Annotated in this window: 12 protein-coding genes; 4 read left to right on the forward strand and 8 right to left on the reverse strand. The window is 46.8% G+C overall.

All coding sequences use genetic code 11. The annotated features are described in order from the left end of the window. Positions 1-56: 56 nt before the first annotated feature. The 7 genes from rraA to priA form a co-directional block, all read right to left on the reverse strand. Positions 57-575: a ribonuclease E activity regulator RraA gene (gene rraA / locus BSR11_RS11460; protein WP_072670490.1), complete on the reverse strand. Its 519-nt coding sequence runs from the start codon at positions 573-575 to the stop codon at positions 57-59. A gap of 75 nt (positions 576-650) precedes the next feature. Beyond that, entirely contained in the window at positions 651-1,568 is a 918-nt protein-coding gene (locus tag BSR11_RS11465) for a 1,4-dihydroxy-2-naphthoate polyprenyltransferase (RefSeq protein ID WP_072670491.1), read from the reverse strand. 86 nt (positions 1,569-1,654) lie between these two features. After that, the gene (hslU, locus tag BSR11_RS11470; protein ID WP_072670492.1) at positions 1,655-2,986 is read right to left on the reverse strand and encodes an ATP-dependent protease ATPase subunit HslU; all 1,332 of its coding nucleotides are present in this window, start codon (positions 2,984-2,986) and stop codon (positions 1,655-1,657) included. Between the two features lie 38 nt (positions 2,987-3,024). After that, positions 3,025-3,579: an ATP-dependent protease subunit HslV gene (gene hslV / locus BSR11_RS11475; protein ID WP_004394445.1), complete on the reverse strand. Its 555-nt coding sequence runs from the start codon at positions 3,577-3,579 to the stop codon at positions 3,025-3,027. A 188-nt stretch (positions 3,580-3,767) separates the two neighbouring features. Next, on the reverse strand, positions 3,768-4,310 hold the full coding sequence (locus BSR11_RS11480) for an SPOR domain-containing protein (RefSeq protein ID WP_072670493.1): 543 nt from the start codon (positions 4,308-4,310) through the stop codon (positions 3,768-3,770). Between the two features lie 120 nt (positions 4,311-4,430). Further along, positions 4,431-5,432, reverse strand: a complete 1,002-nt coding sequence (gene cytR, locus BSR11_RS11485) for a DNA-binding transcriptional regulator CytR (RefSeq protein WP_072670494.1) — start codon at positions 5,430-5,432, stop codon at positions 4,431-4,433. 311 nt (positions 5,433-5,743) lie between these two features. Beyond that, positions 5,744-7,945 carry a primosomal protein N' gene (gene priA / locus BSR11_RS11490; RefSeq protein WP_072670495.1) on the reverse strand — a complete coding sequence of 734 codons (2,202 nt, stop codon included), beginning with the start codon at positions 7,943-7,945 and terminating at the stop codon, positions 5,744-5,746. 245 nt (positions 7,946-8,190) lie between these two features. On the opposite strand from priA, the gene rpmE reads away from it, so the two are divergent. After that, positions 8,191-8,409 carry a 50S ribosomal protein L31 gene (rpmE, locus tag BSR11_RS11495; RefSeq protein ID WP_004394441.1) on the forward strand — a complete coding sequence of 73 codons (219 nt, stop codon included), beginning with the start codon at positions 8,191-8,193 and terminating at the stop codon, positions 8,407-8,409. Between the two features lie 221 nt (positions 8,410-8,630). Beyond that, a complete protein-coding gene (locus BSR11_RS11500) occupies positions 8,631-9,917 on the forward strand; it encodes a malic enzyme-like NAD(P)-binding protein (protein ID WP_072670496.1) in 1,287 nt (428 codons plus the stop codon). A gap of 66 nt (positions 9,918-9,983) precedes the next feature. Here the strand turns inward: BSR11_RS11500 and metJ are convergent, their stop codons facing one another. Beyond that, complete coding sequence (gene metJ, locus BSR11_RS11505; RefSeq protein ID WP_040903918.1) at positions 9,984-10,301, reverse strand: met regulon transcriptional regulator MetJ; 318 nt, start codon at positions 10,299-10,301, stop codon at positions 9,984-9,986. 200 nt (positions 10,302-10,501) lie between these two features. Between metJ and BSR11_RS11510 the strand changes: the two genes are divergently transcribed. Together BSR11_RS11510 and BSR11_RS11515 are read left to right on the forward strand one after the other, a co-directional pair. Continuing rightward, the gene (locus BSR11_RS11510) at positions 10,502-11,668 is read left to right on the forward strand and encodes an O-succinylhomoserine (thiol)-lyase (RefSeq protein ID WP_072670497.1); all 1,167 of its coding nucleotides are present in this window, start codon (positions 10,502-10,504) and stop codon (positions 11,666-11,668) included. Next, positions 11,668-14,073, forward strand: coding sequence for a bifunctional aspartate kinase/homoserine dehydrogenase II (locus tag BSR11_RS11515; RefSeq protein ID WP_072670498.1), 2,406 nt, complete (start codon positions 11,668-11,670; stop codon positions 14,071-14,073). The genes BSR11_RS11510 and BSR11_RS11515 overlap by 1 nt, the downstream gene beginning before the upstream one ends. The last annotated feature ends 200 nt before the right edge of the window (positions 14,074-14,273 follow it).

Consider the following 14,273-nt stretch of genomic DNA (forward strand, 5'->3'; position numbering starts at 1 on the left):
AAAAAAACCGAAGCTTTCTGCTTCGGTTCTGTTTCGAATTAGCCAATCAAGGAAGATCAGATCTCTTCTTGTTCGTCATCTTCAATGTCTAAATCGACGTTTAACGGTTCAGGGGATAAAATCACCCCAGTATTGTCGGCGTAGAGATAATCTTCAGGCAGGAAGGTCACCCCACCAAAGTTCACCGCCACATCAATTTCACCAATACCCAGAGACACCGCACCAACAGGAATAGATGCTAGCGCTTGAATACCAACGCTCATCTCTTCCAGTTCATCGACTTCTCGAACACAGCCATAAACGACAATGCCTTCCCACTCGTTTTCTTCAGCGATCGCAGCCAGTTCAGCATCAATCAATGCGCGACGTAATGAACCACCACCATCGATCAACAGCACACGACCAACTCCATCTTGCTCAAGAACTTCGCGAATCAACCCATTATCTTCGAAACATTTAATGGTCGTCACTTGACCAGCAAAGGATGCACGGCCTCCAAAGTTACTGAACATCGGCTCTAGTACATCGACTTGCTCGAGATAGATATCGCACAGCGCAGAGGTGTTGTATTCCATAGCTTTACTCTCTTAACGAACCATTATCCCACGAGTATATAGTGTCAGTAAGTCAATGCAATGACAGAACGCAAATTAACGTAGGATTGTTTGAGCGATGACGACGGCAATAAACAAGACATTGGTGACTAAAGCGCATTTGACTGCATTAGGTAACAAAGGAGCCATCTGTACCGGTTGCGAAGCTCGATAAACCGCTTGCCCATGTTCAAACAACACAATCAGACTGAACAAAAATGGAACACTGAGCCAAGCAGAGCGGTCTTGAAGCAATAAATAGCTGGCAAATGCACATAAGGCTCCAACTAATAATAGTAGGTGATAGATTTTGGCTCGTTGCTGGCCTAAACGAACCACAACCGTACGTTTCCCACACAGAGCATCATTTTCAATATCTCGCATATTATTAATATTTAAAACGGACACCGCCAATAATCCGCAGCCCAAGGATGGTAATAATAATCGCCATTCGATTTGCCCAGTATGTAAAAAATAACTGCCGGAGACGCCGAGTAAACCAAAAAAGATGAAAACAGACACATCCCCTAAACCGACGTAGCCATAAGGTTTATTACCAACGGTGTAAGCAATCGCGGCTAAAATGGCTAATACACCTAGAGCTAAAAAGGCAGCAATACTTTGGGCACTGTCTAACGCATAAAAAACCAAGGCTAATCCAGAGACAATCGTTAATAGCACGTTGATGATCATCGCCTGCTTCATATCGGCTAATGAAACCGCGCCAGATTGAATTGCCCGCATCGGCCCAAGACGCTGTTCGTTATCCGTCCCTTTTAACGCATCACCGTAGTCATTGGCTAAATTGGAGAGAATTTGCAATAAGGTAGCGGTCAGTAACGCTAAACCTGTGACAGGCCAAGACCACGAACCGACAGAAAACGCCAGCACACTACCCGTAAGAATAGAGACCAAAGCGAGAGGAAGAGTTTTCGGCCGCGCCGCATCGACCCAAATACGTAAAGAGTTATTCATAATAAATAGCAATGACGAAACAGTGCGCAGAGTATAAGCGCAAACTAGGGCGATAAAAAAGCCCACCAGTGTGGTGGGCGGATAATTTACAAAATGAAGCGGCTAAGATCCTCGTCTTCAACCAATTCACTGAGACGGCCACGTACATAGTCGCCATCGATGACCATTTGACTACCGGGACGTTCTGTTGCCTCATAGGAGATCTCGTCCATCAAACGCTCCATCACGGTATGCAGGCGTCGAGCACCGATATTTTCTGTGCTTTCGTTGACTTGCCACGCGGCTTCGGCAATTTGTTTAATACCATCTTCAGTAAAGCTGACATCGACCTGTTCAGTCTTCATCAATGCGATATATTGCTCAGTTAAAGACGCTTTCGGTTCGGTAAGAATACGTTTGAAATCATGACTCGATAACGCTTCTAACTCAACACGAATCGGTAAACGACCTTGCAGCTCTGGAATTAAATCCGAAGGTTTAGCCACTTGGAAAGCACCCGAAGCGATAAACAAAATATGATCGGTTCTTACCATACCGTGCTTAGTTGAAACGGTACTTCCTTCAATCAGTGGTAATAAATCACGTTGCACCCCTTCACGAGACACATCAGGGCCAGAGCTTTCACCGCGCTTACAAATTTTATCAATTTCATCGATAAACACGATGCCGTTGTTCTCAACGTTGTAAATAGCTTGCTCTTTTAACTCTTCTTGGTTAACCAGTTTCGCCGCTTCTTCTTCAACCAAGGCTTTTAAAGCCTCTTTGATTTTCAGTTTACGCTTTTTCTTGGTATCACCAGCAAGATTTTGGAACAGCCCTTGCAGTTGATTGGTCATCTCTTCCATACCTGGAGGAGCCATAATTTCAACGCCCATTTGTGGTACGGCAACGTTAATTTCAATCTCTTTGTCGTCTAACTGGCCTTCACGAAGTTTCTTGCGAAACACTTGGCGAGTCGATGATGACTGCTCGGTTTTTTCTGATTCTCCCCAAGCATCACGCGCAGGAGGCAACAGAGCGTCAAGCACTCGTTCTTCCGCCAATTCTTCAGCGCGAAACTTGACCTTTTCCATCGCCTGTTGATGGGTTAATTTAACCGCGACATCAGTCAGATCGCGAATAATACTTTCGACTTCTTTACCAACATAACCCACTTCGGTAAATTTCGTCGCTTCTACTTTGATAAATGGTGCATTGGCTAGCTTAGCTAAACGGCGAGCAATTTCTGTTTTACCCACCCCTGTTGGACCAATCATCAGAATATTTTTCGGTGTCACTTCCACCCGTAAACTTTCTTCAAGTTGCATACGGCGCCAGCGATTACGCAATGCAATCGCCACGGCACGTTTGGCTTTCTCTTGACCGATAATATGGCGGTTTAGTTCGTGAACAATTTCACGAGGCGTCATTTCAGACATCATCAATTCCTTACATTCAGTACAGAGTTCACACCAGATTATGCGTTCTTTTCAGGCAATAGCGCTGCTGGTATTTCTAGTTCTTCAATGGTGTGATGGTGGTTGGTAAAGACACAAATATTGCCAGCAATATTCAACGCTTTTTCAGCAATTTCACGCGCGTCTAATTGAGTGTTTTCCAACAACGCGAGCGCTGCGGCTTGAGCATAATTACCACCAGAACCAATCGCAATCAGATCATGTTCAGGCTGAACCACATCGCCATTACCAGTAATGATCAATGATGTGGTTTCATCAGCAACCGCTAAAATGGCTTCCAAACGACGTAAAGCACGATCACTACGCCAATCTTTAGCAAGCTCAACCGCTGCTTTGGTTAAATGACCTTGATGCATTTGCAATTTACTTTCAAAACGCTCAAATAGCGTGAAGGCATCCGCGGTACCACCAGCGAATCCAGCCAGAACTTTATTGTTGTATAAACGACGAACCTTGCGCGCATTACCCTTCATTACGGTATTGCCAAGCGAGACTTGGCCGTCTCCTGCAATCACAACTTTATTATCACGACGTACAGATACAATGGTAGTCACGTGAGGACCTCTTTATTATTTCACTGGGTGTTTAAGGTATATGAGGATGCGGAAAAACGATTTCAAGGTAAGGGGAAACTGAATACAGAAAAAAGGCCAACGCGGTCATTTTCTCACATCTTACGAAGAAGATGCGAGAGAAAGTGACTCGTTAGCCATCTTGCAAGGTTCAATCACCTAAATACTGTTTATTGTGATTCTTTCCATATCGCGCAAGGCTCAATTTTAGCCCGCTGTAAACGGTGGCGATCTCGCTCAGCATCTCGTTTTAATGGATACGGTCCTAACACCACTCGAAACCAACTGCTATTTTCAGTTTTACGAATGTTGCTCTTCAACCCTTGAAAAGCAATCTCGACCTTACGCGCTTCTGCTTGTTGCAAGGTTTTAAATGCCCCACACTGCATGATGTACGGGATCTCCGACAGTTGTTGCTCCTTGGCGGTGACTTCAATTTCACGCTGAGGCAGACTCTGCACATAGTCCCACTTTTCCGTCGGAGGTGGCGGGATCACTCGTGCAGGTGGCGTCGCAGGTTTAACCGGAGAAACGGTTTTGGCTGGTGGTGCAGGCGGCTCAGGTGTTTGGTTGAGCCAATACAGCCCATAAACAAACCCACTGAGTAGGATTAACGCGATCAAGCCACTGCGCCAAGGTTTTCGGCGCGTTGTCGTTTTTGCGGTCGACTTCTTTGGACTACGACCCCTTCTTACATAATCTTTATTAGCCACGATTCAATTCAAACGCTGACAATTGTAGCGCCATGGTAAAGGAGTTTGGCGTCGGATAACAGCGTCAATATGTAAGCAACGCTGCTTATCCTCTGCAAACCCGCCCAATCAGGACAATATTTACCTTGGCGGCGCGGCACTGGATCTCACTACCAGATGAGTTTCTAACAACCGTGATCCAGCCTGCACATCACGCCCTCGCAGTAGTTCAAGCATCATCAACATCGTTTGTCGGCCAATTTCATAACGTGGCTGACAAATCGTCGTTAACGGTGGATCGCAATACTGAGCAAACTGAATATCGTCAAATCCAACAACGGATAAGTCTTGCGGTACTCTTAAGCCTAAGCGCTTCGCCTCTTGCATCGCACCAATCGCCATTGCGTCATTGTGACAAAAAATCGCACTCGGTGGCTCAGATAGTGCTAACAACTGTCGCACGGCTTTAGCACCGGATTCAAAAGAGAAATCCCCAATAACCGTATAGGTTGGATTTTTGACCAATCCAGCTCTACGCAGCGCTTGCTGATAACCTTGCTGACGAAATTCACACAACACAGCGCCTACTGGCCCACTGATTTGAGCAATTTTTTTATGTCCCATCTGAGTAAGATAGTTTACCGCCTCAAACGCTGAAGTAAGGTTATCAATATGTACCGTCGGCAGTTCTAACTCTGGGGCATATTCACAGGCCATCACCATCGGTGGCAGATTTTTCTGTTCCGCTTTACTGACATCAAACGGCAGATCAGCACCAAGCAATAACATACCGTCAGCTTGCTTGGTGAAGACTAAGTTCACAAACGAGCTTTCACGCTTCTTTTGTTGACCACTGTCACCCAGCAATACCAAATAACCATGCTCCATCGCCACATCTTCAATACCGCGAATGATCTCGGTGTAATAAGGGTCACAAATATCGGGCACAATCACCACAATGGTTTTTGATTCATTACGGCGCAGATTTCGCGCTAAAGAGTTGGGGGAGTAGCCAGCTTCAAGTACCGCCTCTTCCACTCGTTTACGAGTCGTGGTGGATACTTTCTCAGGATTCATCAACGCACGAGATACCGTCGCGGTAGAGACACCTGCCAACTGGGCAACGTCCTTCATTGTCGCCATAAATTTTTAACCCTCTCTATTTTCTCTCAATACCTAAGCCTAATAAACGTTATCGATAAAACGACCCTCTTTATTGTGGAGCCATAGATTGGTCGACGAAAACGATTCACTGAACGTATAGTGCCTCTAGTTTATTTCTTTCCATAGAGAAAGTTACGGCTTAAGTAACATTTTTTGCATTACAAATATGATATCGATCACAGCAAGTGATTTTAGTTGCGCAAATAAAACTCACTGCTATTTAGAACCACTAAAAAACCGCGCTCAGTCAGCACTACTATCAATAAGCATCAGCGAGTGAGAGGCGAGATTTAACTCAAATCTTGCGGCTCAATATCCAAAGACCAACGCACCTTACTCGCTAAAGGCAATAACTGAATGGCGGTTTTTGAACTGGTTAATATTGCCTGCATCGTGCTGCGTGAAGGGGTTTGCAATAACAGTTGCCAACGGTGCTTACCCGCTCGCTTAGCCAGTGGTGCTGGTGTTGGTCCTAATACTAGCGAGGCTTGATCAAACAACGGATGCACTTGTAAGGTTTGCCGAACTTGCCTTAAGAAGGTTTCCACCACCGATGACTGATTCGCTTCAGCGCGAAACAGCGTTAAATAAGTGTATGGCGGAAGTTGAGCGACGTGCCGCTCAGCAAGAGCGGTTCGAGCAAAATGGTCGTAACCTTTATGCAGTAGCGCTTGTAATAAGCTGTGCTCAGGATGATGAGTTTGCAAAACCACTTCACCTGGTTTACTTGCCCTTCCCGCACGACCAGCAACTTGAATGAATAACTGTGCCAAGCGCTCTGGAGCACGAAAGTCACTGCTGTACAGCGAACCATCTACATCCAATAGCGCAACTAAGGTCACATTGGGAAAATGGTGTCCTTTAGCTAACATCTGCGTACCAATCAAAATTTGATACTGATTATTGTGGATAGCGGTCAACGCGGCTTCAAAACTGCCTTTACGCCTAGTGCTGTCTCGATCAATTCGAATCGTGCGATAATCAGGAAATAACTGAGCAAGCTGCTGTTCAAGTTGCTCAGTCCCGACCCCAACAGTCACCAACTGATGTGAACCACAGCTTTGACAGTGCTGAATCACCGGACGTTGCGAGCCACAATGATGACAACGGACCTCGTTACTGTATTGATGATAAGTGTAATAAGCATCACAGCGCTGACAATCGGCAATCCAACCACATTCGTGACACATCAAGGCGGGAGAAAAACCACGCCGATTAAGAAACAGCAGCACTTGATTGCCTTGCTGTAAATGACGACGCATTTCGGCGATCAACGGCGCAGAAAGTCCGCTCTCTAAATACTCGCCTTTAATATCCAATACGCGATTTTTCGTCGGCACAGCGTGCCCCGCTCGCTCGGTGAGTTGCAGATGATAGTACTTGCCCGTCAACGCATTATGCAGTGTTTCTAAAGCAGGCGTTGCCGAGCCAAGGACAATCGCCACTTGCTCAAGATTGGCTCGCATGACCGCGACATCGCGCGCGTGATAACGCAAGCTGTCTTGCTGTTTATAAGAAGTATCGTGCTCCTCATCAACAATAATAATCCCGAGAGCAGCAAAAGGCGTCAATAAGGCTGACCGCGTACCAATTATGATTCCTGCCGCTTTATCTCGTGCCGCTAGCCAAGCATTAAGACGCTCAGTGTCATTTAATCCTGAGTGAATCACGACCACGGGCACGGTAAAACGCTGACGAAAACGTTGGATAGTTTGAGGGGTTAAACCTATCTCAGGCACTAATACTAAGGCTTGTTTGCCTTGTTCCAAGATAGGTTTGATTAAGTTTAAGTAGACTTCGGTCTTACCTGACCCCGTGACGCCTTGCAATAAATAACACCCAAAACCCGGCTGACTGTTCACCGTCGCAATCGCAATCGCCTGCTCTGGGTTTAATTTCGGTTTATCCACGGGAGCTTCAACATTAGCCGGCCAAGGTACGATCTGCGGAGCTTGTTCCTGCACCTCAATCCACTGCTTCTCAAGTAAAGCATTTAACGTGCTACTTGAGACCGCTTCATCCAGCAGCGTTTGATGAGATACGGGGCCCGCTTGCAATAACCACATAACCTTGGCCTGATTAATGGCCCGACCAAAACCTTGAAATAGTTGATTACGCCCTTGCTCAGTCAGTCGCCACTCCTTAGTCACCGCAAATTGCGCCGCTTTGCCTTTACGCAACGCACTTGGCATCGCGTTAGCTAGCGTTTCTCCCAAAGGGTAATGGTAATATTGACTGCACCACTGCAATAACCCGTAGAGTGTTTCTGACCATAACGGTTGTGTATCTAACACCGCATGCAGCGATTTCAATTGATGCAGAGGAAAATCGGATTCAGACACCAACGCAATGACTATCCCCACTAAGGTTTGGCGACCAAACGGAACCGCAACCCGTCCGCCAATCGCAGGAGACATGCCATCAGCAATCAAATAATCGAAGGATTTATCAAGAGGAACCGGTAAAGCAACACGAGCAATAGTGGGGCGCATAACCATCCGTTAGCAATTTAAAGAAGCAGAAAACACAGTCTACTGGATGCTAACTAGAAATTCGACCAACAAAAGTGGTGAAAATAGCGTCGAAAGCAGTTGATCCGATGGCGTGGATTCATTAATATATCGCGCCTTAAAGATGCTTGGCAAATCGGTTTGGCATCTGCATATTATCATTAACATACGTGTGGTGTCCGGCATCAGATCCGGATAGCGACACGGCCTACATTTGAGGTTATCCCATGAAAGCTGGTATCCACCCAGAATACAAAGAAGTTAGCGCAACTTGTTCTTGCGGCAACGCATTCACTTTCAAGTCTACTTTAGCAAAAGAAAGCATCTACCTTGACGTATGTGACAAGTGCCACCCATTCTACACTGGTAAGCAACGTATCGTTGATACTGGCGGCCGTGTTGATCGCTTTAACAAGCGTTTCGGTGCTCTATCAAGCAAGAAGTAATTATTACTTTAAGCGCAAGTTATACAAAGAGAACGCTACGGCGTTCTTTTTTATTGCCAGTTTTAGTGTGCTTTACTTGGTCGTCATTAGCACTCAGCTGGTCTTATCAGTCTTCATCTTACCGATTTGATGGTTTGTGATCGCAATCCCACCTAGGCAGCTCAATCGACATCCTTTAGAATCATAGCTTCGTTGATAACATTATAAGAGAAGCTCCCCCTATGTCTGATGATCATCGCCAAGACCTCTCGCCACAAGAAGCATTTCGCCAACGTGCTCTTGATTACCATGCACTACCGACTCCAGGTAAAATTGGCATCGCCTTAACCAAGCCGGCCGATTCAGCCAGTGACCTAGCGCTGGCCTATAGCCCAGGCGTAGCAGAACCGGTTCGTGAAATCGCCCAACAACCTGATAACGTGTACAAGTATACCGCCAAAGGCAACACGGTCGCCGTCATCTCTAATGGCACGGCAATTCTTGGCTTAGGCAATCTTGGTCCGATGGCATCAAAGCCAGTAATGGAAGGTAAAGCGCTACTCTTTAAACGTTTTGCTGGCCTTGATTCGATCGATATCGAAGTCAAACATCGTACTATCGATGAGTTTGTCGATACCGTTGCCAACATAGCCGATACCTTTGGCGGGATCAATTTAGAAGATATTAAAGCGCCAGATTGCTTTGAAATTGAACGCCGTCTCATCGAGCGCTGTGATATTCCTGTCTTCCATGATGATCAACACGGCACCGCGATTGTGACCGCCGCTGGAATGCTCAACGCGATTGAACTGCAAGGCAAACAACTCAATGAATGTATTATTGTTTGTCTGGGTGCGGGCGCTGCAGCAGTCGCTTGTATGGAACTATTGATTAAATGCGGTGCGATGCGTGAAAAAATTTACATGCTGGATCGTAAAGGCGTCATCCATACCCGCCGTGACGATTTAAACGAATATAAACAATTATTTGCCAACAATACCGATAAGCGCACTTTGGAAGATGTGATTGCCGGCGCCGATTTGTTCCTCGGGGTTTCTGGCCCGAATTTATTGCCACCAGAAGCCCTAGCATTGATGGCTGATAAACCCGTCGTCTTTGCTTGCTCCAACCCCGATCCAGAAATCAAACCTGAGTTAGCTCATCAGGTGAGAAACGATTTAATCCTCGGTACTGGGCGCAGCGATTACCCCAACCAAGTGAATAATGTGCTGTGTTTCCCATTTATTTTCCGTGGTGCATTGGATGTTCGCGCCAGCGAAATTAATGATCAAATGAAACTTGCTGCTGTCGATGCCATTCGTCAATTAGCGAAAGAGCCGATCCCAAGCGAAGTACTCAAAGCCGCTGGGGTAGAAAAGCTTAGCTATGGCGCTGATTATATTATTCCAAAACCAATGGACCCACGCTTACTACCACGAGTCGCCAAAGCGGTCGCTCAAGCCGCCGTCGAGTCCGGCGTGGCGCGTATCGACATGCCAGAAAATTATATGGCAGAAAATTGTCGTTAAGGTGACCTTATAGCGACCCTCGATCTAAAAAAACCTAGCGTAGCTAGGTTTTTTTGTCGACATCAATCAATCATCGTACGCTTCAAACTCAATACCCATTGCGGTCATCAAAGCTTTAGCTTCGCTTGGAATATCATCAGGCCTATCTTTACGTAAATCTTCATCAGTCGGTAACGGCTGTCCCGTATACGCATGTAAAAAAGCTTCACACAATAATTCACTGTTAGTGGCGTGACGTAAATTGTTGATTTGTCGGCGAGTTCGTTCATCAGTAAGCACTTTGAGTACCTTCAACGGAATGGATACCGTGATTTTTTTTACTTGCTCACTCTTTTTACCATGCTCCGCGTAGGGGCTAATATAATCGCCATTCCAGTCTGCCATTGCGCACCTTCGTTGTGTGAATTTGAGTCTACTAATCAAAGTCCCTAATTTTAGCGGGATTTACTGCCATAAGCAAAGACATATAGACATCTAGATGTGTTGACATCTTCTTTTTTGATCAGTAAAGTGTGACTCTAGTGACGACGAGATCCTCCCTCTTCCGTTAGCCCATTTATTGTAGATTCAGAAAGGAAGCCACTATGACCACTCGCCAACCTGCCACCATTGCCGTTCGCACAGGAATAGAATCGGACAGCCAATACCATGCGGTGGTACCACCGATCTATCTATCGACTAACTTTGGCTTTCCAGCCTTTGGTGAAGTGCCTACCTATGATTACACCCGCTCAGGCAATCCAAACCGTAGCTTACTGGAACAAACCCTAGCGGATCTCGAAGGGGGACAAGCGGCGATTGTCACCAACTGTGGAACCTCGGCTATCAATCTATGGATTTCGACCTTTTTGTCTCCTCAAGAGTGGATTGTCGCTCCTCATGATTGTTATGGCGGCACCTATCGACTGCTCAATTCACGAGCGAAAAAAGGCGATTTTAAAGTCTTGTTTATCGATCAATCGGATCCGACTGCGGTCAGTGAGGCGCTGGCGCTAAAACCCAAACTGCTGCTGATCGAAACCCCTTCCAACCCTTTAGTTCGAGTGGTCGATATTCAGCAGCTCTGCCAACAAGCCAAGGCAACTAATACATTGGTGGCAGTAGACAATACGTTTTTAACTCCCATTTACCAGCAACCTATCGCCTTAGGGGCGGATTTTGTCATTCACTCCACCACCAAGTATCTCAATGGGCATTCTGATGTGATTGGTGGCGTCATCATCAGCCGAATAGCCGAGCATGGCGAACTATTAGCGTGGTGGGGAAATTGCCTTGGTTCGACTGGCACCCCGTTTGATAGTTATATGACTTTGCGCGGCTTACGTACTTTATCGGCCCGGATGCGCGTTCACGAAGAGAGTGCACAACAAGTACTCGCTTACCTACAAACTCAACCACTGGTTGGACAAATTTATCACCCGAGCTTGGTCAGCCATCCCGGCCATGAGATTGCGAAACAACAGCAAAGTGGCTTTGGTGCCATGCTCAGTTTTGAGTTTGCAGGTACCTTTGAACAACTCAAACACTTTGTCGGTGCATTAGGTCTGTTTTCTTTAGCGGAATCTTTAGGCGGGGTGGAAAGCTTAATTTGCCATCCCGCCTCGATGACGCATCGGGCCATGGGAGATGTTGCCCTGGCCGAAGCGGGCGTCGGCCAACAACTACTGCGCCTCTCTGTCGGATTGGAGGCCGCTAGCGATCTGATTGCCGACCTTGAACAAGCCTTTAAGCAAGCACAGGAAAAAAATTAATGAAGCAGCAGTTACATAAATTTGGCGGTAGTAGCCTAGCCGATCGTGATTGCTACCTAAACGTGGTGGATATTTTACAGCAGTATTCGCAGCATCATGATCTAGTGGTGGTCTCTGCCGCTGGCAAAACCACCAATCAATTAATTGATTTTGTCAGTCACCTGGAAAAAGATGCCCTGACTGCACATCAACAACTGCAAGCCATTCGCCAATATCAAACGCAGTTAATTGACGAATTATTGAATGGCGATATCGCCAATCATCTTATGACTCAGCTCAATCAGGAGTGTTCTCAACTGGCCGCGCTCACCGCTCCATTGAACTACGCTCAGCAATCCGCGGTACTGGCGCATGGTGAGGTATGGTCGGCGCGCTTATTGGCAGCACTACTCAATCAGCAACAATTACCCGCTATTGCGCAAGATGCCCGTGCTTTCTTACGCGCCGAAACCGGACCACAACCCGAGGTTGATCGCGCTCGCTCCGCACCTTTACTTAAAGCGATTCTCGCCCAGCATCCGCAGCAGCGCATCATCATTACCGGCTTCATTGCACAAAATAGCGCAATGGAAACCGTCCTGCTTGGGCGTAATGGCTCCGATTATTCTGCGACCATGATTGGTGCTCTCGCGGACGTTGAACGCGTCACCATCTGGAGTGATGTCGCGGGAGTATACAGTGCAGATCCAAGAGTGGTGGATGATGCCTGTTTATTGCCACTACTGCGCTTAGATGAAGCCAACGAACTGGCTCGACTGGCCGCGCCAGTACTGCATAGCCGAACTTTACAGCCAGTGGTGCAAAGCACTATGGAACTGCATTTACGCTCTAGCCATCAGCCAGAATCGGGCTCAACACGCATTGAACGTATTCTTGCCTCTGGGCGAGGAGCAAAAATCATCACCTCTTTGGAGGATGTGCTGCTGATTGAATTGACGCTCGCCGCCGGACAAGATTTCCAACGCCTACAACACACGGTATTAGCACATCTCAAACGGGCTCAACTTGAGCCATTGGCCTTTGAAGTGCAAGCCGATCAGCATCAACTGCGCCTTGCCTACACCAGAGAAATGGCCAGTGATGTATTTGGTTATTTACAGGACTCGGCACTCGCTACCGAGAGTAAACTCAAAGAAGGTTATTCACTATTAGCTGCCGTAGGTGCAGGCGTCACTCGTAACGCGCAGCACAATCACGGTTTTTACCAGCAACTGAAAACCTGCCCAGTTGAGTTTATCTGCACAGCGGAATCCGAACTCAGCTTAGTGGCAGTATTAAGACAAAATACATTAACCGAAAGGGTCATTGGCTTACATAAGCAGCTGTTTCAAGCCCAAAAACGCGTTGCCTTAGCGCTCTGCGGTAAAGGTAACATTGGTAGTAGTTGGTTAAAGCTGTTTGCAGATCAGCAAACCGAATTAGAAAAACGCTACGGCATGCAATTTTCATTAGTCGCGATCATCGATAGCCAAACCTTTTGGTTTGATGAGGCTGGGATCAATCCAAGCCAAGTTGCGGCTCGATATCAAGATGAAGCACAACCCAATGATGGTCAGCGCTGGCTGCAACAGCTCGGTGAACTGCGTAACTATGATGAGGCCATTGTCTTAGACGTGACGGCCAGCGAACATCTAGCGCAGCAATATTTAGCCATGGCGCAGCATGGTTTGCATCTGATCAGTGCCAATAAAGTCGCAGGATCAGCCAATGGAGAATACTACCATCAAGTCAAACATGCTTTCAGCAAAATTGGTCGCCATTGGTTATACAATGCTACCGTGGGAGCGGGCCTTCCCATCAATCATACCGTTCGCGATCTGCGTGAAAGTGGCGATGACATCACCGCACTGTCCGGAATTTTCTCCGGCACACTGTCGTGGCTGTTTCAACAATACGACGGCACCACCCCATTCAGCGAACTGGTTGAATTGGCTTGGCAACAAGGGTTAACGGAGCCAGATCCACGCCATGATCTCGATGGTTCAGATGTGATGCGTAAACTGGTTATTCTGGCCAGAGAATCAGGCTTAGAGATTGAACCTCAGCAAGTCAAGGTGGAATCTTTGGTCCCAGAGGCACTACGCCACTTATCCTTAGATGAGTTTCTTGAGCAAAGTCATCTACTCAATCAAAGCCTTGCTGAACGGTTAGCTCGTGCCCAAAAAGAACATAAGGTTATCCGTTATGTGGCTCGTTTAGAGAAAAATGGTCAAGCCTCGGTTGGCGTAGAAGCCGTGGAGCGTGACCATCCACTGGCTAATTTACGCCCTTGCGATAATATTTTTGCGATTGAAAGCAAATGGTACCGAGATAATCCACTGGTGATTCGAGGCCCTGGTGCAGGACGTGAAGTCACCGCTGGTGCGATTCAATCGGACCTAAACCGCCTCGCCAGTCTGTTATGAGCGAGTATTAATACTTTTCCTTCTCTTTATATCGTACTCACTCAATACGTCTCTGTTTGCAATAAATAGGGACGTGTCAGCCACACTCACCCCCTATCCGCTTAAGCGGGTGAATTTTACTCAGCATCAACATGAAAAACCTTCATACTAGTAATATTGACATTAAAATCGATTCATTACATTCTGTAGACATATGGACG

Source organism: Vibrio injensis (genome assembly GCF_001895205.1).
GTDB lineage: Bacteria > Pseudomonadota > Gammaproteobacteria > Enterobacterales > Vibrionaceae > Vibrio > Vibrio injensis.

Excerpts from the sequence above, each read along its gene's own strand:
- BSR11_RS11500 (WP_072670496.1), top strand. The coding sequence starts at position 8,631 with ATGTCTGATGATCATCGCCAAGACCTCTCGCCACAAGAAGCATTTCGC.
- BSR11_RS11510 (WP_072670497.1), top strand. The coding sequence starts at position 10,502 with ATGACCACTCGCCAACCTGCCACCATTGCCGTTCGCACAGGAATAGAA.
- metJ (WP_040903918.1), bottom strand. The coding sequence starts at position 10,301 with ATGGCAGACTGGAATGGCGATTATATTAGCCCCTACGCGGAGCATGGT.
- rraA (WP_072670490.1), bottom strand. The coding sequence starts at position 575 with ATGGAATACAACACCTCTGCGCTGTGCGATATCTATCTCGAGCAAGTC.
- rpmE (WP_004394441.1), top strand. The coding sequence starts at position 8,191 with ATGAAAGCTGGTATCCACCCAGAATACAAAGAAGTTAGCGCAACTTGT.
- priA (WP_072670495.1), bottom strand. The coding sequence starts at position 7,945 with ATGCGCCCCACTATTGCTCGTGTTGCTTTACCGGTTCCTCTTGATAAA.
- hslU (WP_072670492.1), bottom strand. The coding sequence starts at position 2,986 with ATGTCTGAAATGACGCCTCGTGAAATTGTTCACGAACTAAACCGCCAT.
- BSR11_RS11465 (WP_072670491.1), bottom strand. The coding sequence starts at position 1,568 with ATGAATAACTCTTTACGTATTTGGGTCGATGCGGCGCGGCCGAAAACT.
- cytR (WP_072670494.1), bottom strand. The coding sequence starts at position 5,432 with ATGGCGACAATGAAGGACGTTGCCCAGTTGGCAGGTGTCTCTACCGCG.
- BSR11_RS11515 (WP_072670498.1), top strand. The coding sequence starts at position 11,668 with ATGAAGCAGCAGTTACATAAATTTGGCGGTAGTAGCCTAGCCGATCGT.